The sequence below is a fragment of the Kluyvera huaxiensis genome (assembly GCF_040149365.1).
In the GTDB taxonomy this organism is placed as follows: Bacteria; Pseudomonadota; Gammaproteobacteria; order Enterobacterales; family Enterobacteriaceae; genus Kluyvera; species Kluyvera intermedia_A.
The window spans coordinates 1-19,690 of record NZ_JBEFLV010000038.1; the positions used below are offsets into that span (position 1 = coordinate 1).

The 19,690-nt window shown below is 52.2% G+C and carries 21 protein-coding genes and 1 tRNA gene; 13 read left to right on the forward strand and 9 right to left on the reverse strand.

Features of this window, described 5'->3' with window-relative positions:
• Window positions 1-460: 460 nt before the first annotated feature.
• The 4 genes from ABOC97_RS23240 (at window position 461) to ABOC97_RS23255 (ending at window position 2,470) form a co-directional block, all read left to right on the forward strand.
• Window positions 461-760 (forward strand): ArsR/SmtB family transcription factor, encoded by a 300-nt coding sequence (locus ABOC97_RS23240; protein ID WP_234503107.1) that lies wholly within the window; start codon window positions 461-463, stop codon window positions 758-760.
• Window positions 761-772: 12 nt separating this feature from the next.
• Window positions 773-1,294 carry a rhodanese family protein gene (locus tag ABOC97_RS23245; protein WP_349602178.1) on the forward strand — a complete coding sequence of 174 codons (522 nt, stop codon included), beginning with the start codon at window positions 773-775 and terminating at the stop codon, window positions 1,292-1,294.
• A gap of 68 nt (window positions 1,295-1,362) precedes the next feature.
• Complete coding sequence (locus ABOC97_RS23250) at window positions 1,363-1,542, forward strand: hypothetical protein (protein ID WP_234503100.1); 180 nt, start codon at window positions 1,363-1,365, stop codon at window positions 1,540-1,542.
• A 478-nt stretch (window positions 1,543-2,020) separates the two neighbouring features.
• Window positions 2,021-2,470 carry an L-alanine exporter AlaE gene (locus ABOC97_RS23255; protein ID WP_349602180.1) on the forward strand — a complete coding sequence of 150 codons (450 nt, stop codon included), beginning with the start codon at window positions 2,021-2,023 and terminating at the stop codon, window positions 2,468-2,470.
• Between the two features lie 39 nt (window positions 2,471-2,509).
• Here ABOC97_RS23255 and ABOC97_RS23260 read toward each other — a convergent pair whose 3' ends face one another.
• The gene (locus ABOC97_RS23260) at window positions 2,510-2,854 is read right to left on the reverse strand and encodes a DUF2002 family protein (protein WP_234503094.1); all 345 of its coding nucleotides are present in this window, start codon (window positions 2,852-2,854) and stop codon (window positions 2,510-2,512) included.
• A gap of 150 nt (window positions 2,855-3,004) precedes the next feature.
• On the opposite strand from ABOC97_RS23260, the gene ABOC97_RS23265 reads away from it, so the two are divergent.
• The gene (locus ABOC97_RS23265) at window positions 3,005-3,331 is read left to right on the forward strand and encodes a DUF883 family protein (RefSeq protein WP_234503091.1); all 327 of its coding nucleotides are present in this window, start codon (window positions 3,005-3,007) and stop codon (window positions 3,329-3,331) included.
• A 67-nt stretch (window positions 3,332-3,398) separates the two neighbouring features.
• Here ABOC97_RS23265 and pdxR read toward each other — a convergent pair whose 3' ends face one another.
• Window positions 3,399-4,748 carry a MocR-like pyridoxine biosynthesis transcription factor PdxR gene (gene pdxR / locus ABOC97_RS23270; RefSeq protein WP_349602182.1) on the reverse strand — a complete coding sequence of 450 codons (1,350 nt, stop codon included), beginning with the start codon at window positions 4,746-4,748 and terminating at the stop codon, window positions 3,399-3,401.
• An 86-nt stretch (window positions 4,749-4,834) separates the two neighbouring features.
• Here pdxR and ABOC97_RS23275 point away from each other — a divergent pair, with 86 nt between their 5' ends.
• The 8 genes from ABOC97_RS23275 to emrB all read left to right on the forward strand — a co-directional run bounded on the left by ABOC97_RS23275 (window position 4,835) and on the right by emrB (window position 13,826).
• Entirely contained in the window at window positions 4,835-5,266 is a 432-nt protein-coding gene (locus ABOC97_RS23275; RefSeq protein WP_349602184.1) for a carboxymuconolactone decarboxylase family protein, read from the forward strand.
• A 410-nt stretch (window positions 5,267-5,676) separates the two neighbouring features.
• Window positions 5,677-6,879: a glycine betaine/L-proline ABC transporter ATP-binding protein ProV gene (proV, locus tag ABOC97_RS23280; RefSeq protein ID WP_234503082.1), complete on the forward strand. Its 1,203-nt coding sequence runs from the start codon at window positions 5,677-5,679 to the stop codon at window positions 6,877-6,879.
• Complete coding sequence (proW, locus tag ABOC97_RS23285) at window positions 6,872-7,930, forward strand: glycine betaine/L-proline ABC transporter permease ProW (protein WP_349602186.1); 1,059 nt, start codon at window positions 6,872-6,874, stop codon at window positions 7,928-7,930. The genes proV and proW overlap by 8 nt, the downstream gene beginning before the upstream one ends.
• Before the next feature lie 65 nt (window positions 7,931-7,995).
• Entirely contained in the window at window positions 7,996-8,991 is a 996-nt protein-coding gene (gene proX / locus ABOC97_RS23290) for a glycine betaine/L-proline ABC transporter substrate-binding protein ProX (protein WP_349602188.1), read from the forward strand.
• A gap of 147 nt (window positions 8,992-9,138) precedes the next feature.
• Window positions 9,139-10,320 carry an MFS transporter gene (locus tag ABOC97_RS23295; RefSeq protein ID WP_349602190.1) on the forward strand — a complete coding sequence of 394 codons (1,182 nt, stop codon included), beginning with the start codon at window positions 9,139-9,141 and terminating at the stop codon, window positions 10,318-10,320.
• 135 nt (window positions 10,321-10,455) lie between these two features.
• A complete protein-coding gene (mprA, locus tag ABOC97_RS23300; RefSeq protein WP_234503071.1) occupies window positions 10,456-10,986 on the forward strand; it encodes a transcriptional repressor MprA in 531 nt (176 codons plus the stop codon).
• Window positions 10,987-11,098: 112 nt separating this feature from the next.
• Window positions 11,099-12,271: a multidrug efflux MFS transporter periplasmic adaptor subunit EmrA gene (emrA, locus tag ABOC97_RS23305; protein WP_349602193.1), complete on the forward strand. Its 1,173-nt coding sequence runs from the start codon at window positions 11,099-11,101 to the stop codon at window positions 12,269-12,271.
• A gap of 16 nt (window positions 12,272-12,287) precedes the next feature.
• Window positions 12,288-13,826, forward strand: a complete 1,539-nt coding sequence (emrB, locus tag ABOC97_RS23310) for a multidrug efflux MFS transporter permease subunit EmrB (protein WP_234503065.1) — start codon at window positions 12,288-12,290, stop codon at window positions 13,824-13,826.
• Window positions 13,827-13,860: 34 nt separating this feature from the next.
• Here the strand turns inward: emrB and ABOC97_RS23315 are convergent, their stop codons facing one another.
• The 7 genes from ABOC97_RS23315 to ABOC97_RS23345 all read right to left on the reverse strand — a co-directional run bounded on the left by ABOC97_RS23315 (window position 13,861) and on the right by ABOC97_RS23345 (window position 19,572).
• The gene (locus tag ABOC97_RS23315; protein ID WP_349602195.1) at window positions 13,861-15,219 is read right to left on the reverse strand and encodes a glycoside-pentoside-hexuronide (GPH):cation symporter; all 1,359 of its coding nucleotides are present in this window, start codon (window positions 15,217-15,219) and stop codon (window positions 13,861-13,863) included.
• 290 nt (window positions 15,220-15,509) lie between these two features.
• Window positions 15,510-16,025 (reverse strand): S-ribosylhomocysteine lyase, encoded by a 516-nt coding sequence (gene luxS, locus ABOC97_RS23320; RefSeq protein WP_234503063.1) that lies wholly within the window; start codon window positions 16,023-16,025, stop codon window positions 15,510-15,512.
• Window positions 16,026-16,284: 259 nt separating this feature from the next.
• A complete protein-coding gene (gene gshA, locus ABOC97_RS23325) occupies window positions 16,285-17,829 on the reverse strand; it encodes a glutamate--cysteine ligase (protein WP_349602197.1) in 1,545 nt (514 codons plus the stop codon).
• Window positions 17,830-17,910: 81 nt separating this feature from the next.
• Window positions 17,911-18,339: a YqaA family protein gene (locus ABOC97_RS23330; RefSeq protein WP_061284467.1), complete on the reverse strand. Its 429-nt coding sequence runs from the start codon at window positions 18,337-18,339 to the stop codon at window positions 17,911-17,913.
• Window positions 18,336-18,902: a fructose-1-phosphate/6-phosphogluconate phosphatase gene (yqaB, locus tag ABOC97_RS23335; protein ID WP_349602200.1), complete on the reverse strand. Its 567-nt coding sequence runs from the start codon at window positions 18,900-18,902 to the stop codon at window positions 18,336-18,338. Before yqaB ends, ABOC97_RS23330 begins: the two co-directional genes overlap by 4 nt.
• A gap of 121 nt (window positions 18,903-19,023) precedes the next feature.
• Window positions 19,024-19,338, reverse strand: a complete 315-nt coding sequence (locus ABOC97_RS23340; RefSeq protein ID WP_234503055.1) for a BON domain-containing protein — start codon at window positions 19,336-19,338, stop codon at window positions 19,024-19,026.
• Between the two features lie 157 nt (window positions 19,339-19,495).
• Window positions 19,496-19,572: transfer RNA gene (locus ABOC97_RS23345), tRNA-Arg, on the reverse strand.
• Between the last annotated feature and the right edge of the window lie 118 nt (window positions 19,573-19,690).

Here is a 19,690-nt window from a genome sequence, read left to right on the forward strand (position 1 = left end):
TCAAGGCATTTACGGGAGAAAAAATCGGCTCAAACATGAAGAAATGAAATGACTGAGTCAGCCGAGAAGAATTTCCCCGCTTATTCGCACCTTCCTTAGTAAAGTAGCAGTGAAAAAATTTAACCTGCTTAAATAAAAATCAACAAGGTTTGTGAAATGTTAGTAGTCACCCACGGAAAATAAAACATTAAAAATATATACCCCGAAATAAATTTAACACTAGCAGCATTGCGGTAACGAAATTAACCTTTCTATGCATGATATTGCATTCTATTTGTGACAAAAAATGCGCTTGCATAAATAAAACTAAGAACAATCTCATGAGCAATAGTTCCCTATACTGCCGCCAAATATACAATCAGCCGATAAATCAACATATTCATTAACAAATTGATCTTTTACTGGCGCTCTTAATGCTTTTAGTTTAGTGTCCTCTTAATTAAGCAAACACTAAACTAAGATGAACGACAGCGAACTTCTCCAGACACGCGCCAGCGAAGCCGCCACGCTGCTAAAAGCAATGAGCAATCCTAACCGGCTGCTGATCCTTTGTATGCTGTGCGATGCCCCAGGCACCAGCGCCGGTGACTTAGCAAAAATCACCGGGTTAAGCCCATCCGCGACCTCCCAGCATCTCGCCAGAATGCGCGAAGAAGGGCTCATTGACAGCCAGCGCGACGCGCAGCGCATTCACTATTTTATTAAAAACGACGCGGTGAAGCAGATCGTCGCCACGTTAAAAACGCTCTACTGCCCCTGAGAGAAACATAAAATGACCGTTGAACATATCTCCCCAGCCGCGGCGCTTGCGCTCATTGAGCAGGGTGCCAGTCTTATCGATATTCGTGATGCCGATGAGTATGCACGTGAACATATTCCTGCCGCCCGACTGTTGCCGCTGGCTGCGCTGGAACAAGGCGCAATGTTGCAGGCAGGCGCTGACGAGGTGGTGATTTTTCACTGCCAGTCCGGCAACCGGACGCGCAATCATTTGAGTAAGCTGATTGCCGCCGCCGCGCCGGCGCAGGTGAAGGTCGTCGAAGGCGGTATCGAGGCATGGCGAAAAGCGGGTCTGGCGACCGTGGAGGATAAATCGCAGCCTCTACCTCTTATGCGCCAGGTACAGATTGCTGCCGGCGTGTTAATTTTACTGGGCGTCGTGCTCGGGTATAGCGTCTCCAGCGCATTCTTCCTGCTTAGTGCGTTTGTTGGCGCTGGATTAACCCTGGCTGGCGTAACCGGATTTTGCGGCATGGCGCGGCTGCTTGCCATCATGCCGTGGAACCGACGCTGATTTCTTCTCGCGCGAGTCCGTTTTCCGACGAGTGTGTTAATGACAATGGATAACAAAGGAGCATCTTGATGTTTGCACCTGGCGATCTGGTTCAACCGAAAATGGGTGGACCAAAATTAAAGGTTATTGAAGCGCACGAAGAGAGCATCGTGGCCGTACAGGCTAGCGATGAACAGGGTAAACAATACACGCTGAAGAACAGCGACGTTGCCCCGTATCAAGAAGACGGTGATTTCGGCGTCTGCTGATATTATCCGGCGGTGGGCGCAGCTCACCGCATATCCTTTCTCTTACCCCGCCTAACAATGAATGATTACTCAGAAATCACGCATACTTTCAAATAAAAGACAGCAGAATTAAATACTAACCAACCGGCATAAACTCGGATAAAAAAGCCAAACGTGATTAAAATCACAATAAAAACACCAAACTCTCCTTCACACCAAAAAACACGTGTATCTCTGTCTTTTCACTCCATTGCCAAACAAAACGCAATACCATGATTTATAAATGAAAAACAAACATAAAAAACAAAAATAGCGCGGTGTCAGACAAACAATCTGCTACAGAGTATTTTATCGACAAAAACGCCTTAAATAAAAATTTTTCACTAGTTGTTTGTTTTATTGCAGATAGATAACCTATACACGTCAAATAAACCAAACCAAAACGCCAGTAAACACGATTTTCTCTGTGTTAACCGTCCATTTTTCGAGGAGCATACCGATGTTCTCTGCGCAGTCACGCCTGCGTCATGCGGCAGCAGACACTTTCGCCATGGTTGTCTACTGTTCCGTCGTGAACATGATGATTGAAATTTTTCTCTCAGGAATGACCTTCGAGCAGTCACTTTCATCCCGTCTGGTGGCAATCCCAGTCAACATTATTATTGCCTGGCCATACGGTATGTATCGTGACTTCGTGATGCGACAAGCCGCGAAAATTACCCCGGCGGGTTGGATGAAGAGAGTGGCAGATCCCATTGCGTACATCACCTTCCAGTCTCCGGTGTACGTGCTGATTCTGCTGAGTGTCGGTGCTGACTGGCACCAGATAGCGGCAGCAGTCAGTTCAAACGCGGTAATCTCGCTGGTGATGGGTGCCGTTTACGGCTACTTCCTCGACTTTTGTCGTCGCCTGTTCCGTGTCGAACAGTACGCGCAGGCGAAAGCCTGATTGCAGTGAAATAAATGACTGGCCAGGCCAGTCATTTATTTATACGTTCTCGCCAAATAGCCCATCTAAAAACCGCTCTAGCGCCATACGCGAACTAAAGCCATGCGGAATACCGTAATGCTGCTCAACGGCGCCACCAACATACAGTGGAAATTGCTCATAGTGATCGCACGCTTTAATATCAGAAGCCGGATTGGCATATTTAAAGCTGCGCTCTTTTAATGCCGGATGAATGATCAGCGCCGTGCGTCCCATTCTCGCTTCGCGGTTAACGTAAACGTAATCCTCACCACGGCAATAGCCGTATGCTTTTGGCGTTACCGCATCCATGGTAAAGCCCGCTTTTTCAAGAACGCGCGCCACCTCGTCAGGTCGTAAATACATATGTTTTCCTCGTCATCTTTTACTGCATCGCCACCTTACCGTAATCAGTATTCGCCTCGCTTTCAGATAATTCCACAAACAGTCTCATTCCCGGCAAATTATGTCGAATGGCCTACACTTAAGGTTCTATCAAATTTCGGGGAGACCGTAATGATTAAGCCATTTAACCGCAATGAAGCAGATGAAGAGGCACAGGATATTCATAATGATGTCAGCCAATTAGCTGATAGTCTCGAAGGAATCCTCAAGAGCTGGGCCAGCGATAATAAGGATGAAGTTGAGACCGCCCGCCGCCAGGCGAAATCTCTGCTCAGTGAAACCCGCGCGCGCATTCACGGACGCAGCCGCTTGCAGCAAAGCGTCCGCGATGTTGCCGACACCGCAGATAGCTATATTCACGATAAACCGTGGCAAAGTGTGAGCGCTGCCGCGGCGGTGGGGATATTTATTGGCATATTATTAGGATGCCGTCGATAATATAACCACAATGATGTAGATAATAAAAACGCGTCTGCCCCGGATTATCCCTGATAATCCGGGGTTTTTATTTAATCGCCTGTTTCAACGCCGCAACCTGCTGCTGCGCCATTTTCTGCGAGATAATATTGGTAAAGCTCATAATCAGGCCAGCATGACCACTATTGGCGATACGCCAGTCGTTCACCGCCTGCACCGCCAGCCCGGCACACCGGGCCTGATACGCCATCGCCCTGTCATCGCCCTCAACGGCCACCACCATTTGGATTCCCCCTAACTGCTCCACCACCTGAAATCCATTCGCCGCGAGCGCCTCTTCGAGCCAGCGGCGACGCTGCGCATAGTGCACGCGCATTTTCTTCAGATGCCGCCAGAAATGCCCTTCGCGTATAAAGTCCGCCAGCGTTTGCTGCCACAGTAGCGGTACCGGGCAGGCCAGGCGCTGCGCCTGGCGACGGAACTCGGCTACCAGCGGCAAAGGCACCACCAGCCACGCCGTGCGCAGTGCCGGGAACAGCGATTTACTGAACGTTCCGGCATAAATAACCCGCTGCGGCGCATCCAGGCTTTTCAACGGCGGCAGCGGCTTGCCAAGATAACGAAACTCGCTGTCGTAGTCGTCTTCGATTATCCACGCCTGATGATGAGCGGCCCAGTCCAGAAGCTGTCGACGACGGGGTAGCGAAAGCGCAACCCCGGTGGGACTTTGATGCGCCGGGGTCAACAGGGCAAAACGAGCGTCAGGAACCTGCTGCATCGCCCACTCGACGTCCATCCCCTCCGCGTCCACCGGCACCGGAGAAAGCGTCACGCCCTCTTGTTCGACTACCGGGCGAATAAGCGGGAACCCCGGATCTTCTACCCACATTGTTTCGCCGCGTCCGCCCAGCGATTGTAGAATCAGGCTCATCGAGGCGGCATACCCTGAAGTAATAAATACCTGCTCAGCCTCGCATTCGATACTGCGCGAAAGACGCAAATACTCCACCAGCGCCTGGCGCAACGTGCTTTCTCCGCACACATCTCCCAGCGCAAGGTCAAAACGCGTCTGGGTTCGCAATCGCCGCCCCATCACCCGGGCCCACAGGCCACGAGGAAAGAGATCCAACGCGGGCAGCCCAAGCTGAAAAGGCTGAGGCTCGGACTGCTCACCACCAAATCCAAGTGGCTCTGCAGTCAGCGGCTGAACGGTTAAGTGATCGCTTACAAACGTTCCCGCCTGCCCGCGTCGCTCAAGCCAGCCCTGAGCCACCAGCTCGCCATAGGCGTTCTCCACCGTCACTCGGGAAACGCCCAGTTCCTGAGCGTAAACCCGGCTGGAAGGCAGACGCCTGCCGGAGGTCAACTCCCCCTGTTCAATTGCGGCCTTAAGCTGTCTGGCTATCTGCTGATAACGCGGGGCATCTTTTGCTTTCATGGTCTTATTTTTTACTCTTAATATGGCTATCTTTTTAAGACCATTATAGTGCTATTTTTGCCCCATCTTGAACGAGGAGTGACATCATGACTGAATTACGCCAACCCTATAGTGAACTGAGCCCAGCCGTCTATGCCGGGCTGGTTCAGGCCAGTGTCGCACTGGAAAAAAGCTCGCTGGAGCGCACGCTGCTTGAACTGCTGTATTTGCGCGTTTCACAAATTAACGGCTGCGCATTTTGCCTTGAGATGCACAGTAAGGTGCTGCGTAAATCCGGTGTCGATCAGAGCAAACTGGATGCGCTGGCAGGCTGGCGAGTGAGTAATCACTTCAGCGATGCGGAGCGTGCTGCCTTGACCTGGGCTGAAGACCTGACCCACGTTGCCGAAACGCATGCCGAAGACAACGTCTATCAACCGCTGCTGGCGCATTTCAGCGCCGAACAGATAAGCGATATGACTTTTGCCATCAGCCTGATGAACGCCTTTAACCGTCTGGCCGTCGGCATGAGAATGTAAGCCATCATCGCCCATAAATTATCACTATTTATGGGCGTCATTTTTTGATAATTACCCCATCTATTCCCGGTAGAATATCCCCTGATTTTCACCCGGATATTTCTTTTAAAATCACCATCATCATACAAATACCCTTCGGCATTTTAGGTTGAATTATCAGGCAATATTTATAGCGATAATTAGATCTCCACCAGATTTCTTATGCTAATTTGCAAAAAAAATCAGCCATCCACAATTCGCCCTCAGCCCTTATATCATGGGAAATTCAGCCATAATCACCTTGTCCATATTTCAGATGGGTACAGATTGAGGGTTGTCACATCGTCTCAGTATGCTAGGGTATAAAACAGGTCATTATTTTCATCAGGTAACATATCGACACAAACTAAAAATAGGAAATCTTATATTGCATGGCAGTTAAATTAGAAGTGAAGAATCTTTATAAAATATTCGGCGAACACCCACAGCGAGCATTTAAATATATCGAGAAAGGTTTCAACAAAGAACAAATTCTCGATAAGACAGGGTTATCACTTGGCGTAAAAGACGCCAGTCTGGCCATTGAAGAAGGCGAGATATTTGTCATCATGGGGTTATCCGGCTCCGGTAAATCCACCATGGTACGCCTTCTCAATCGTCTGATTGAACCCACTCGCGGGCAGGTGCTGATTGACGGTATTGATATTGCCAAAATATCCGATGCCGAGCTTCGCGATGTTCGTCGTAAAAAAATTGCGATGGTCTTCCAGTCATTTGCGCTAATGCCGCACATGAGCGTACTGGATAATACCGCTTTTGGCATGGACCTGGCCGGTGTACCGGCGCAAGAACGTCAGGCCAAAGCGCTGGATGCGCTGCGTCAGGTCGGCCTTGAGAATTATGCCCACGCCTACCCGGATGAACTCTCCGGCGGGATGCGTCAGCGCGTAGGCCTTGCCCGTGCTCTGGCGATTAACCCCGATATTCTATTAATGGATGAAGCCTTCTCGGCGCTCGACCCATTAATTCGCACAGAGATGCAGGATGAGCTGGTAAAATTACAGGCCAAACATCAGCGTACCGTGGTCTTTATTTCCCACGATCTCGATGAAGCGATGCGAATTGGTGACCGCATTGCCATTATGCAAAATGGTGAAGTGGTACAGGTCGGTACTCCAGATGAAATTCTGAATAATCCAGCCAATGATTATGTCCGCACCTTCTTCCGCGGTGTAGATATTAGCCAGGTATTTAGTGCCAAAGATATTGCTCGCCGTAATCCGGATGCATTGATCCGAAAAACGCCAGGATTTGGTCCCCGCTCGGCCTTAAAATTATTACAGGATGACGATCGTGAATATGGCTATGTCATCGAACGAGGTAATAAATTTGTCGGCATCGTATCCATTGATTCACTGAAAGAAGCGTTACAGGCAAATCAGGGAATTGAGGCTGCGCTCATTCATGAGCCCGTAGCCGTTGATGCGCAAACCCCGCTCAGCGAATTACTCTCTCAGGTGGGCCACGCCCCCTGCGCCGTACCGGTTGTTGGAGAAGAACAGCAGTACGTCGGCGTTATTTCAAAAAGAATGCTGCTACAGGCATTAGATCGCGAGGGGGCAAACAATGGCTGATCAATCAAATCCGTGGGATACCACACCGGCCGCAGACAGTGCGGCAAATTCTGCCGACGCGTGGGGTTCATCAACGCCCGCAGACGGCGGCGGTGCAGACTGGCTGCACAGCGCGCCCGCACCGCAGGCCGAGCACTTCAATATTATGGATCCGTTCCATAAAACGCTGATTCCGCTCGATAGCTGGGTCACTCACGGGATCGACTGGGTGGTGACTCACTTCCGTCCGGTATTCCAGGGGATCCGCGTTCCCATCGACTATATCCTTAGCGCGTTCCAGCAGCTGTTGCTGGGAATGCCCGCTCCGGTAGCTATCGTGATTTTTGCCCTGATTGCCTGGCAAATCTCCGGCGTTGGCATGGGCGTGGCGACCTTAATTTCATTAATTGTCATCGGTGCCATTGGCGCCTGGTCACAGGCAATGATAACCCTCGCGCTGGTGCTGACCGCGCTACTGTTCTGCGTGGTTATCGGTCTACCGCTGGGTATCTGGCTAGCGCGCAGCCCACGGGCGGCGAAAATCATTCGTCCGCTGCTTGATGCCATGCAGACCACGCCGGCATTCGTTTACCTGGTGCCTATCGTCATGCTGTTTGGTATCGGCAACGTACCGGGGGTGGTTGTTACCATTATCTTCGCCCTGCCGCCCATTGTGCGTCTGACGATTCTGGGGATTAACCAGGTTCCGGCTGACCTGATTGAGGCCTCGCGCTCCTTCGGTGCCAGCCCGCGCCAGATGCTGTTTAAAGTCCAGCTGCCGCTGGCGATGCCAACCATTATGGCCGGCGTCAACCAGACGCTGATGCTCGCGCTGTCGATGGTGGTTATCGCCTCGATGATTGCCGTCGGCGGTCTCGGTCAGATGGTACTGCGCGGTATCGGCCGTCTCGATATGGGCCTTGCCACCGTGGGCGGCGTGGGGATTGTCATCCTGGCGATCATTCTTGACCGCTTAACCCAGGCCGTTGGTCGCGACTCCCGCAGCCGTGGCAACCGCCGCTGGTTCCATACCGGCCCTCTGGGTCTGCTTCTTCGCCCCTTCACTAAGTAACCATCGTATTGGCCCGGCGTGCGTCGGGCCAATGCTCCGCAACAATCACTATTAAAGGAACAACGATGCGACACTCATTAGTTTTTGCTACCGCTTTCGCCACTTTGGTTTCCACCAGCGCTTTCGCCGCTGACCAGCCGGGGAAAGGCATTACCGTACAGCCGATACAAAGCACGCTGTCTGAAGAGACCTTCCAGACGCTGCTGGTCAGCCGTGCGCTGGAAAAACTGGGTTACACCGTCGATAAACCAAACGAAGTGGATTACAACGTCGGCTATACCTCGATTGCCGCCGGTGATGCCACCTTCACCGCCGTAAACTGGATCCCACTGCATGACGATATGTATGAAGCCGCAGGCGGCGACAAGAAATTCTATCGTGAAGGGACGCTGATCAACGGCGCGGCCCAGGGTTATCTGATCGATAAAAAAACCGCCGACCAGTACCACATCACCAATATCGAACAGCTTAAAGATCCGAAAATTGCCAAACTGTTCGACACCAACGGCAACGGCAAAGCCGACCTGACGGGCTGTAACCCCGGCTGGGGCTGCGAAGCGGTCATTAACCACCAGTTAGATGCCTATGACCTGACCAAAACGGTCGAACATAATCAGGGCAACTATGCGGCGATGATGGCCGACACCATCACCCGTTTCAAAGAAGGTAAACCGGTTATCTACTACACCTGGACACCGTACTGGGTGAGCGACGTGTTGAAGCCGGGTAAAGACGTGGTATGGCTGCAGGTACCGTTCTCTTCCCTGCCGGGCGTGCAGAAAGATATCGATACCAAGCTGTCTAACGGTGCCAACTACGGCTTCCCGGTCAGCACCATGCACATTGTGGCGAACAAAGCCTGGGCCGAGAAAAACCCGGCAGCGGCGAAGCTGTTTGCCATCATGAAGCTGCCACTTTCCGATATCAACGCGCAGAACGCGATGATGCATGACGGTAAATCATCCGAAGCCGACGTTCAGGGTCAGGTTGATGGTTGGGTGAAAGCTCACCAGCAGGTATTTGACGGCTGGGTTAAAGAAGCGCTGGCTGCGCAGAAGTAAATTAACGAGCTCCACCTCTCCCGGCGCGCACAAGGCGCCGGGAGTTTCCCCACAATCGCAATGGCACATTCCGCTACCCGACATTTTCCCCTTCCCCGCCGCCTTTCGTTATGATTACTAACATTCTCCCCAACAATTTCTTAAACAATGACCAAACCTTCGCATGGGCTTAGCCCAGCACTTATCGCCTTAATGTCGATTGCCACGGGGCTGGCGGTCGCCAGTAACTACTATGCTCAACCGTTGCTGGAAACCATCGCCCGCAACTTTTCGCTGAGCGCCAGCCAGGCCGGTTTTATCGTCACTGCCGCCCAGCTTGGTTATGCCTGCGGGCTGCTGTTTTTGGTTCCGCTGGGCGATATGTTTGAGCGTCGTCGGCTGATTGTCACCATGACGCTGCTGTCGGCAGGCGGAATGCTTATCACCGCTAACAGCACCTCCCTGGCGATGATGATTCTGGGCACCGCCCTCACCGGCCTGTTCTCGGTTGTGGCGCAACTGCTGGTCCCGCTGGCCGCCACCCTCGCTGCGCCGGAAAAGCGCGGTAAGGTGGTCGGGACGGTGATGAGCGGGCTGCTGCTCGGTATTTTGCTGGCACGTACCGTCGCAGGTCTTCTGGCAAGCCTTGGCGGCTGGCGTACCGTTTACTGGGTTGCCACCGTGCTCATGGTGCTGCTGGCACTGGCCCTGTGGCGCGGTCTGCCAACGCTCAAACAGCAGAACCACCTTAACTATGGGCAACTGCTGGGGTCGATTTTTAGCCTCTTTACTCACGATAAACTGCTGCGCACCCGCGCGCTTCTGGGCTGCCTGACCTTTGCCAACTTCAGCATTCTGTGGACTTCGATGGCGTTTTTGCTGTCCGGCGCACCGTTTAACTACTCGGAGGCCACCATCGGCCTATTTGGCCTGGCGGGTGCCGCAGGGGCGCTGGGCGCACGTCCGGTTGGCGGTCTGGCCGATAAGGGTAAAGCGCATCTGACCACCACGTGGGGGCTGGTGCTCCTGCTGTTGTCATGGGTGGCTATCTGGTTTGGACACACTTCGGCAATCGCGCTAATTATCGGCATTCTGGTCCTCGACCTGATGGTACAGGGTGTACACATCACCAACCAGACGGTCATTTACCGGGTGCAGCCCGATGCGCGTAACCGTCTGACGGCAGGCTATATGACCAGCTACTTTATCGGCGGCGCGGCAGGTTCACTGCTATCAGCCTCGGCATGGCAGCATGCGGGCTGGCTGGGCGTTTGTCTGGCGGGTAGCCTGATGGCAGTAGCCAATCTGCTGGTGTGGAGGTGGGGCTATCACCGTCAGGAAGCGGAATAAAGCAGCGAACGCCGGGTCCAGTCGCCCGGCGCGCGTATGTCATAGATTATCTACATAAATTACGGCAATTAATTCATTTACTTTATTTGTCACCCTCGTTACTATATCGACTGTAACTAATGAGGTAATGCCCAGATGGATAGTTCGTTTACGCCCATTGAACAAATGCTAAAATTCCGCGCCAGCCGCAGCGAAGATTTTCCGTTCCAGGAAATTCTGCTGACCCGTCTTTGCATGCACATGCAAGGCAAACTGCTGGATAATCGCAATAAGATGCTGAAAGCACAGGGGATTAACGAGACGTTGTTTATGGCGCTAATCACGCTGGAGTCTCAAGAAAATCACAGTATTCAGCCCTCCGAACTCAGCTGCGCGCTGGGCTCATCGCGTACTAATGCCACCCGCATTGCCGATGAGCTGGAAAAACGCGGCTGGATTGAACGCCGCGAAAGCGACAATGACCGCCGCTGTCTGCATCTGCAGCTCACCGACAAAGGTCGTGAGTTCCTGAACGAGGTTCTGCCTCCTCAGCATAACTGCCTGCACCAGCTTTGGTCGTCATTAAGCCACGCAGAGAAAGACCAGCTCGAACATATCACCCGCAAACTTCTTACCCGTCTGGACCAGATGGAAGAGGATGGCACAGTGCTTGACGCCCTGCGTTGATACTACCGCGATAAAAACGAAAACAAACAGGCCAGCAGATAATCCCTGCTGGCTTTTTACGGTAAACAAGTCGGCTTAAGCCGATATAAATAATAAGAATGTGGAGAATCACATGAGCGCAAATGCGGAGACTCAAGCCCCGCAGCAACCCGCCAACAAGAAAGGCAAGCGTAATCGCATCCTCATCTTGTTGACCTTGCTCTTTGTTATTATTGGCATTATCTATGGCAGCTACTGGTTTTTAGTCTTGCGTCACTTCGAGGAAACCGATGATGCATACGTGGCTGGCAACCAGGTTCAAATCATGTCGCAGGTATCCGGTAGCGTCACCAAAGTCTGGGCCGATAACACCGACTACATCCAACAAGGCGACGTGCTGGTGACTCTGGACCAGACCGATGCCCAACAGGCTTTCGAAAAAGCACAGACCACGCTGGCCTCCAGCGTACGTCAGATGCGCCAGCTGATGATCAACAACAAACAGCTGCAGGCTAACATCGAGATCCGCAAAACCACGCTGTCGCAGGCGCAGACCGACCTTAACCGTCGTATTCCGCTGGGCAGCGCCAACCTGATTGGCCGCGAAGAACTGCAGCACGCCAGAGACGCCGTCACTAGCGCGCAGGCAGCCCTGAACGTCGCCATTCAGCAGTACAACGCCAACCAGGCGATGATCCTCGGCAGCACGCTGGAAGAACAGCCTACCGTTCGCCAGGCAGCAACCGATGTGCGTAACGCGTGGCTTGCGCTGCAGCGTACCAAAATCGTCAGCCCGATGAGCGGCTACGTTTCCCGTCGTTCCGTGCAGCCGGGTGCGCAGATTAGCCCAACCACCCCGCTGATGGCCGTTGTGCCAGCAAGCAACCTGTGGGTTGATGCTAACTTTAAAGAGACGCAGCTTGCGCACATGCGTATTGGCCAGCCGGTGACCGTCATCAGTGATATTTACGGCGATGATGTGAAGTACACCGGTAAAGTGGTCGGTCTGGACATGGGTACCGGTAGCGCCTTCTCCCTGCTGCCGGCGCAAAACGCCACCGGTAACTGGATCAAAGTCGTCCAGCGTCTGCCGGTGCGTATTGAACTGGATGCCAACCAGCTGGCGAAACACCCGCTGCGTATTGGCCTGTCGACATTGGTTAAAGTGGACACCTCCAACCGTGAAGGGCAGATGCTGGCTAACCAGATCCGCACCAGCCCGGTATACGAAAGCAATGCGCGTGAAATCAGCCTCGAACCGGTGAACAAGCTGATTAACGACATCGTCCAGGCCAACGCCAACTAATGCTGGGGTGCGCGTAATGCAACCGCAAAAACCGCTAGAAGGCGCGCAGCTGGTCATTATGACCATTGCGCTGTCGCTTGCGACATTCATGCAGGTGCTTGACTCCACCATCGCCAACGTGGCTATCCCCACGATTGCCGGGAACCTTGGCTCTTCATTGAGCCAGGGGACATGGGTTATTACCTCATTCGGGGTGGCCAACGCCATCTCGATCCCGATTACTGGCTGGCTGGCGAAGCGCGTCGGTGAGGTCAGACTTTTCATGTGGTCAACCGTCGCCTTTGTCATCGCGTCGTGGGCGTGCGGGATGTCCAACAGCCTCAGCATGCTCATCTTCTTCCGCGTCATCCAGGGGATTGTCGCCGGGCCGCTGATTCCGCTGTCGCAGAGTCTGCTACTCAGCAACTACCCACCGGCCAAGCGCTCTATTGCGCTGGCGCTGTGGTCGATGACGGTGATTGTGGCACCAATTTGCGGGCCAATCCTCGGTGGCTTTATCAGCGATAACTACCACTGGGGCTGGATCTTCTTCATCAACGTGCCTATCGGTGCTCTGGTAGTGTTATTGAGCCTTCAGAGCCTGCGGGGACGCGAAACGCGAACCGAACAGCGTCGTATCGACGGCATCGGCCTCGCGCTATTGGTGCTGGGGATCGGTAGCCTGCAGGTTATGCTCGACCAGGGTAAAGAGCTCGACTGGTTTAACTCAACCGAGATAATCGTACTGACCGTGGTGGCGGTCGTCTCGCTAAGTTTCCTGATTGTCTGGGAGCTCACCGACGACAACCCGATAGTCGATCTCTCGCTGTTTAAATCGCGAAACTTTACCATCGGCTGTTTGTGTATCAGTCTGGCCTATATGCTCTACTTCGGTGCCATTGTTCTGCTGCCGCAGCTATTGCAGGAGGTCTACGGCTACACCGCCACGTGGGCAGGTCTGGCGTCAGCGCCGGTTGGGATAATCCCCGTCATTCTGTCGCCGATTATCGGCCGCTTTGCCCATAAGCTGGATATGCGCCGTCTGGTCACGTTCAGTTTTATCATGTACGCCGTCTGTTTCTACTGGCGTGCTTATACCTTCGAGCCGGGGATGGACTTCGGCGCGTCGGCGTGGCCGCAGTTTATTCAGGGCTTCGCCGTTGCGTGCTTCTTCATGCCGTTGACCACCATCACGCTCTCCGGGCTACCGCCTGAGCGTCTGGCGGCCGCATCGAGCCTGTCGAACTTTACGCGTACGCTGGCAGGCTCTATCGGGACATCGATAACCACCACGCTGTGGACCAACCGCGAGGCTATGCACCACGCGCAGCTCACGGAATCCGTGACGCCGTTCAACCCTAATGCTCAGCAGATGTACGATCAGCTGCAAAGCATGGGGATGACTCAGCAGCAGGCTTCCGGCTGGATAGCCCAGCAGATAACCAATCAGGGGCTGATTGTTTCTGCCAACGAGATCTTCTGGATTTCGGCTGGGATATTCCTGGTGCTGTTGGGGCTGGTGTGGTTTGCCAAGCCGCCGTTCGGTGCTGGGGGTGGTGGCGGAGGCGCTCACTAAGAAAAAGGGCCAGCTCAAACGAGCTGGCCTTTTTTTACGAATGGGCAAATGCGCCTTTTTTCAGATCATCAACAACGCGATTCATTCTGGCTTCGTTCAGACCATAGAACTTGATGGAGAACGCCGTCAATACATAGAACACCGCTGGAACAATCGTAAAGAGCAGCATCACGCCTTGAGCCGCCGAAGAGGACTGCGTAGACACACCTGACTGGTAATGGAAATATGCCAATACCCAACCCAGAATAGCGCCCCCTACCGCAACGCCGAGCTTAATGACAAATATATTGGCGGCGACGTTCATACCGGTAATTCGGCGCTGAGTTTTCCATTCACCATAATTATTTGCATCAGTAATCATTGACCATTGCAGGGCACCATTGCCGCCCTGAATCGTTGAGATAATAATATGAATAATAAATACAGCTACCCACATCTGCGGTGGTATCACAAAACAAATAATGCCGAATGCCGCGGTCAGTAAGTTAATCCAGAATGAGAGTTTCACCTTACAGAAACGCGTACCAAAAGGCTTGGCCAGAACCGAGCCTGCCATCGAGGCAAACATCCCGCCTAACATAAACAAAGTAATAATATCAGCGCCTTTATTCAGGACAATATTGATGTAATAAACCACCGCCCCACCGCGCAGCACAACGGCCACCAGCATCATAAAGTTGTAAACCGAGAGGATCAGCCACTGGTCATTTTTGAACAGAATTTTCACGTCGCGCGCAATATTAAGGTTCTCCTCTTTGATGGGCTGGACGCGTTCTTTGGTGGTGAAGAAACAGATGATAAACATCAGGCAGCCAATACAGCCGAAGAGAGCCATAGCCACCTGAATACCAGTAGCTCTATCGCTAGGGTAGAGGAAATCGGCCAGCGGCAGGATTAGCGCCGTCCCCAATGCGCCGCCGATAGGCGTAATTGCAAAACGCCAGGACTGCAGAGAAAGGCTTTCACGCGGATCGGAGGTCAGTGCCGCCCCCAAAGAACAATAAGGAATGTTAATCGCGGTATACATCAGGGTCATAAAGATATAGGCCGCTACCGCGTAGATAATTTTTCCCGTGTCACCAAATGAAGGCACGGAATAAACCAACACGCAGCTCACCGCAAACGGTACGCAAATGGCTAACAGCCATGGACGAAAACGTCCCCAGCGCGTTGAGGTTGCATCAGCAATAGCGCCCATAATGGGATCGGTAATCGCATCAAGTAAACGAACCAGCAGGAACATCGTTCCCATTACCGCTGGAGGCAGACCGTAAATATCAGTGTAAAAATAAGCGAGAATGGCAACTGAAGAGTCGAACACAATGTGGCTAGCCGCGTCGCCAAGACTGTAGCCAACCTTTTCTCTGATAGAAACTCTATCCCCTGTAGGCATATAAACTCCATTTTTATTTTATCGAACAAAACCGATTTGTCAGGAGCGTATTTTTTACAGTTCTGGGGGCGAGGTCCATTATGTTTTTCTGCTATACGATTATGTTTTTCATTTTATGTGACCGGTAAATAAATTATTTCCAAGCAGGCGATTACCTTGTCCATTCGCGGCATAAAATAAAAACAAATGAATTTATTTATATAATAATTAAGGTCAATACATTCAAATGACGAATAAATAAAAACCCCGGAGAGAACCCCGGGGTTTTAGCTATTTTTCAGGCGCGAAAACTAGATGTGCAGTTCCTGCAGAGTCTCTTTTGGCAGCGCCAGTTCATCATTGCTGTTGATGCGTACACCACGGTCAATAATGTGACGAGCAATATCCTGCGCTTCACTCAGCGAGTGCATCTGGTAGGTGCCACACTGGTAAACGTTCAGTTCAGGGATCTGGTTTTGATCCTTCACTTTCAGAACATCAGCCATGGCCGCTTTCCAGGCATCCGCGACACGTTGCTCTTCCGGCGTGCCAATCAGGCTCATGTAGAAGCCAGTACGGCAACCCATCGGCGAGATATCGATAATTTCAACGCCGTTACCGTTCAGATGGTCACGCATGAAGCCCGCAAACAGGTGCTCCAGAGTGTGGATCCCTTTTTCCGGCATCACTTCCTGGTTTGGTATGCAAAAACGCAGGTCAAAAACCGTGATTGCGTCGCCGTGCGGGGTATTCATCTTCTTCGCCACGCGAACGGCTGGGGCTTCCATACGGGTATGATCGACTGTGAAGCTATCTAACAACGGCATTTCGTAACCTCCGATATCACCTTCATGCTCCCGGACATTGCACTTTTTTCTACCAAGTTAAAAACATAACTCATTGAGTAGAATCAACTTTATGCAATACGTCTCGTTCTGCTTCAGGATAATGTGATTTTTTTTAAAATAAACTGAACTCTTTGTTCCAATGCCAGTCTTAGTATATGAAAGACGCGCATTTGTTATCATCATCCCTGATTTAGAGATGTATATTTTGGCCACAGTGATGTGGCCTTTTTCTTTTGTATCAAGCGTGTCTCGCCAGCAGCGCTTCAAACGATTCGCTATCCGCTGCTTCAATCTGACGCTGACGCTCTCTGGACGCATCACGCTCTTTCGCGAAATCATCTTCACTCAGCACTTCTAACGGTTCTTCACGCAGCATCGTGCGGTACTGTTCCGCCAGTGCTTTACCAGTACCACCAATTCCACTCTCAAGCATAGAACGCAGAATGCGAGCGGAGAAGGTTAAATCTGGGTTATCAAAACTGGCCACCAGTTCATCACAGACTTTTTGATACTCAGTACCACCGTTCATGCCGTCCAGCGTCTGTGCGACGCGTTTAAGGTCATGGAACAGGTCTTTACCAACTTTGGTCAGCGGGAACTGCGCGGTTTCACAACCGATGCCCAGCGTCAGACCCGGTTTACGCCCTTCCAGAATCACGCGATTCCAGTTGGTACGGGTACACAGCAGTTCATCGCTGCTCATTTCCGGCGCATCGGCCAGCACGCACCACACCATAAACAGGTCCAGGAAGCGGATCTGCTGCTCGTCAACGCCAATCGGCGAGAACGGGTTGATGTCGAGCGAACGCACTTCGATGTACTCAATGCCGCCGCGCAGCAGAGCATCAGATGGCGTTTCGCCGTCGCGGGTCACGCGTTTTGGACGAATCGGCGCGTACAGCTCATTCTCGATTTGCAGAATATTGCTGTTGATCTGCAGATGCTTGCCGTCTTTCTCAAGACCAATGCGCGCATACTCTTCCGACGGCGTTTTGATCGCCCGCTTTAATCCTGCCACATACTCATGCAATTCGTTAAACGTAATTCCGAGATTGCTTTGCGACTTATTGGTATAACCCAGGTCGCTCAGGCGCAGCGAGGTTGCGTAAGGCAGGTAGTACATGCCGCAGTCGGTTTTCTCAAACGGCAGCGTCGTCGGTTTGCCCTGCAGGAATGAAGAGCAAATAGCCGGGGAGGCACCGAACAAATATGGGATAACCCAGCCGAAGCGATAGTAGTTACGAATCAGACGGAAATAGCCCGCAGAAATCGCTTCTTTATCATGCACGCCGCATTTCGCCTGCCAGAATGCCATCGGCAGCGAGAAGTTATAGTGAACGCCAGAAATCGTCTGCATCAACGCGCCGTAGCGGTTCTTCAGCCCTTCACGATACAGCGTTTTCAGGCGGCCAACGTTAGAGGTGCCATACTGCGCCAGTTCGATATCCTGGCCCGGTGCGATGTAGCACGGCATGCTCAGCGGCCACATACGCTCATCGCCTAGCTGGCGTGCGGTATAACGGTGCACGTCGCGCAATAGCGTCAGCATGTGGTCAATATCGCCATCAACCGGAGTAATAAACTCCAGCAGCGCTTCGGCAAAGTCCGTAGTTATCCATTTGTGGGTCAGCGTGGAGCCTAACGCCTCCGGATGACCGGTTGTTGCCAATGAGCCATCGGCATTAACACGAAGAGTTTCGCGCTCAAGACCACGCTGGATCCCTTGAAGAGCCTGAGGATGTTTTTCCAGCCAGGACAGCGCCTGTGATACGTCCGGGATCAAATTGACCTCCCGCCTGTCGAATTCATTTTATTAAGCATAATTGTCTTCGCGGAGATGGGGACTAGTCCACCTACCCTCCAATTAGTGCCACCACGTCATGCCCTGGAGCGTCAACGCCGCCACAACGACGTAGCGTAACGCTTTACCAAGGCATAAAAAAAAGAGTACCGGTCCCCAGGAAATGCGCATCCACCCTGCCAGCAGGCACAGCAAATCGCCAATGACTGGCATCCAGCTCAACAGTAGCGTAGCCGCGCCGTAACGACGTAGCCAGCCAACTGCCTTTTCCTGCCAACGCGATGTTTTGCGTAATGGGAAAAAACGACCAAGAATAACGTTAGTTGCCCCGCCAAGGCTATTACCCATTGTTGCTATTGCTACTAAAAGCCAAGGTTTACTGGCCCCGGAAAGTAACAATGCAACCAATACAGCTTCAGAGTTTCCTGGCAGCAGCGTCGCACTGAGAAAGCTGCTTGCAAACAGCGATCCCAGCGCCAGAAGTTCATTCACAGTAGACGCACGTCAACGGCATCCATCCCCGCAGCGGCTGCGGCCTGAAGGCCAAAATCAGCGTCTTCAAATACCACACAACGTTCTGCCGCCACGCCCATACGTTCGGCGCACAGTAAGAAGGTGTCCGGCGCAGGTTTATGCTGTTTGACATGATCGGCGGCGACGACGGCGGCAAAATAGTGGCGCAAACCTAAATGTGCGAGCAGGGCCTCTGCAATTGCGCTTTCACTCCCGGTCCCTACCGCCATTGGGCGACGGCCGTGCCACGCTTTCACCACGTCAATCAGCGGTAAAGGGGTGACCGAATCCAGCAGCATATCTTTGACAGCCTGCGTTTTTTCTCGCGCGAGAAGATGGGGATCCAGATCGGCTTCATGGCTTTCAATAATAGCCTGCGCAATACGCCAGGTCGGAGAGCCGTTAAGCGCCACCATTGCCTGTTCATCAAAACGCATACCGTAGCGCCCCAGCACGTCTCTCCATGCCTTACGATGCGTCGGTTCGGTATCAAGGATGGTGCCATCCATATCAAAAATCAATCCAGCGTAGCGCTCGTACATCGTCTTCTCACCCATCGGATAATGTCATGTTACTTTATCGTAAAAGGGGCGCATTGTCGCTGCCAGCCGTAGAGACAACAAAGGCGCCGTTGGGCGCCTTTCACTTTCTGACTTTCGACAATTATTTAATTTTCATGTCGTTTTCAACGAGCCGTACGCCCTGCACCTGCCGCGTGAGCTCTACCGCACGCTTAGCATCGGTGGATGACGAAACAAAACCACTGAGCTGCACGCGGCCTTTAAAGGTCTGCACATTAATTTCGCTGGATTTGATTTCTTTGTCGCCAAACAGCGCCGTTTTCACTTTGGTGGTGATGACCGTATCGTCAATGTAGCCACCGGTACTTTCCTTGGTTGACGAACCCGCGCAGCCAGACAGCGAGACAGCCACCAGAAGCGTTGCGCAAAACGCCGCCATTGCTTTGAACCATTTCATGGATTTCTCTCCTTGCAGTAATGTCGCCGGAAAATGGGCGTATACAGCGATAAATTATAGAGGAAAGAATAGGTTGCCAATGAGAAAAGTGTGAATTAAACGTTCAGAAATAAATGAGATACTGCAGAAAGGGAATTTTTTTGGGATTTTGAGAAGATGGTGCATCCAGGAGGATTCGAACCTCCGACCGCTCGGTTCGTAGCCGAGTACTCTATCCAGCTGAGCTATGGATGCAATCAGATTACTGCTTTACTGCCGATACTCTATACCGCTAATGCCGTACAAAGTAAAAGATGGTGCATCCAGGAGGATTCGAACCTCCGACCGCTCGGTTCGTAGCCGAGTACTCTAT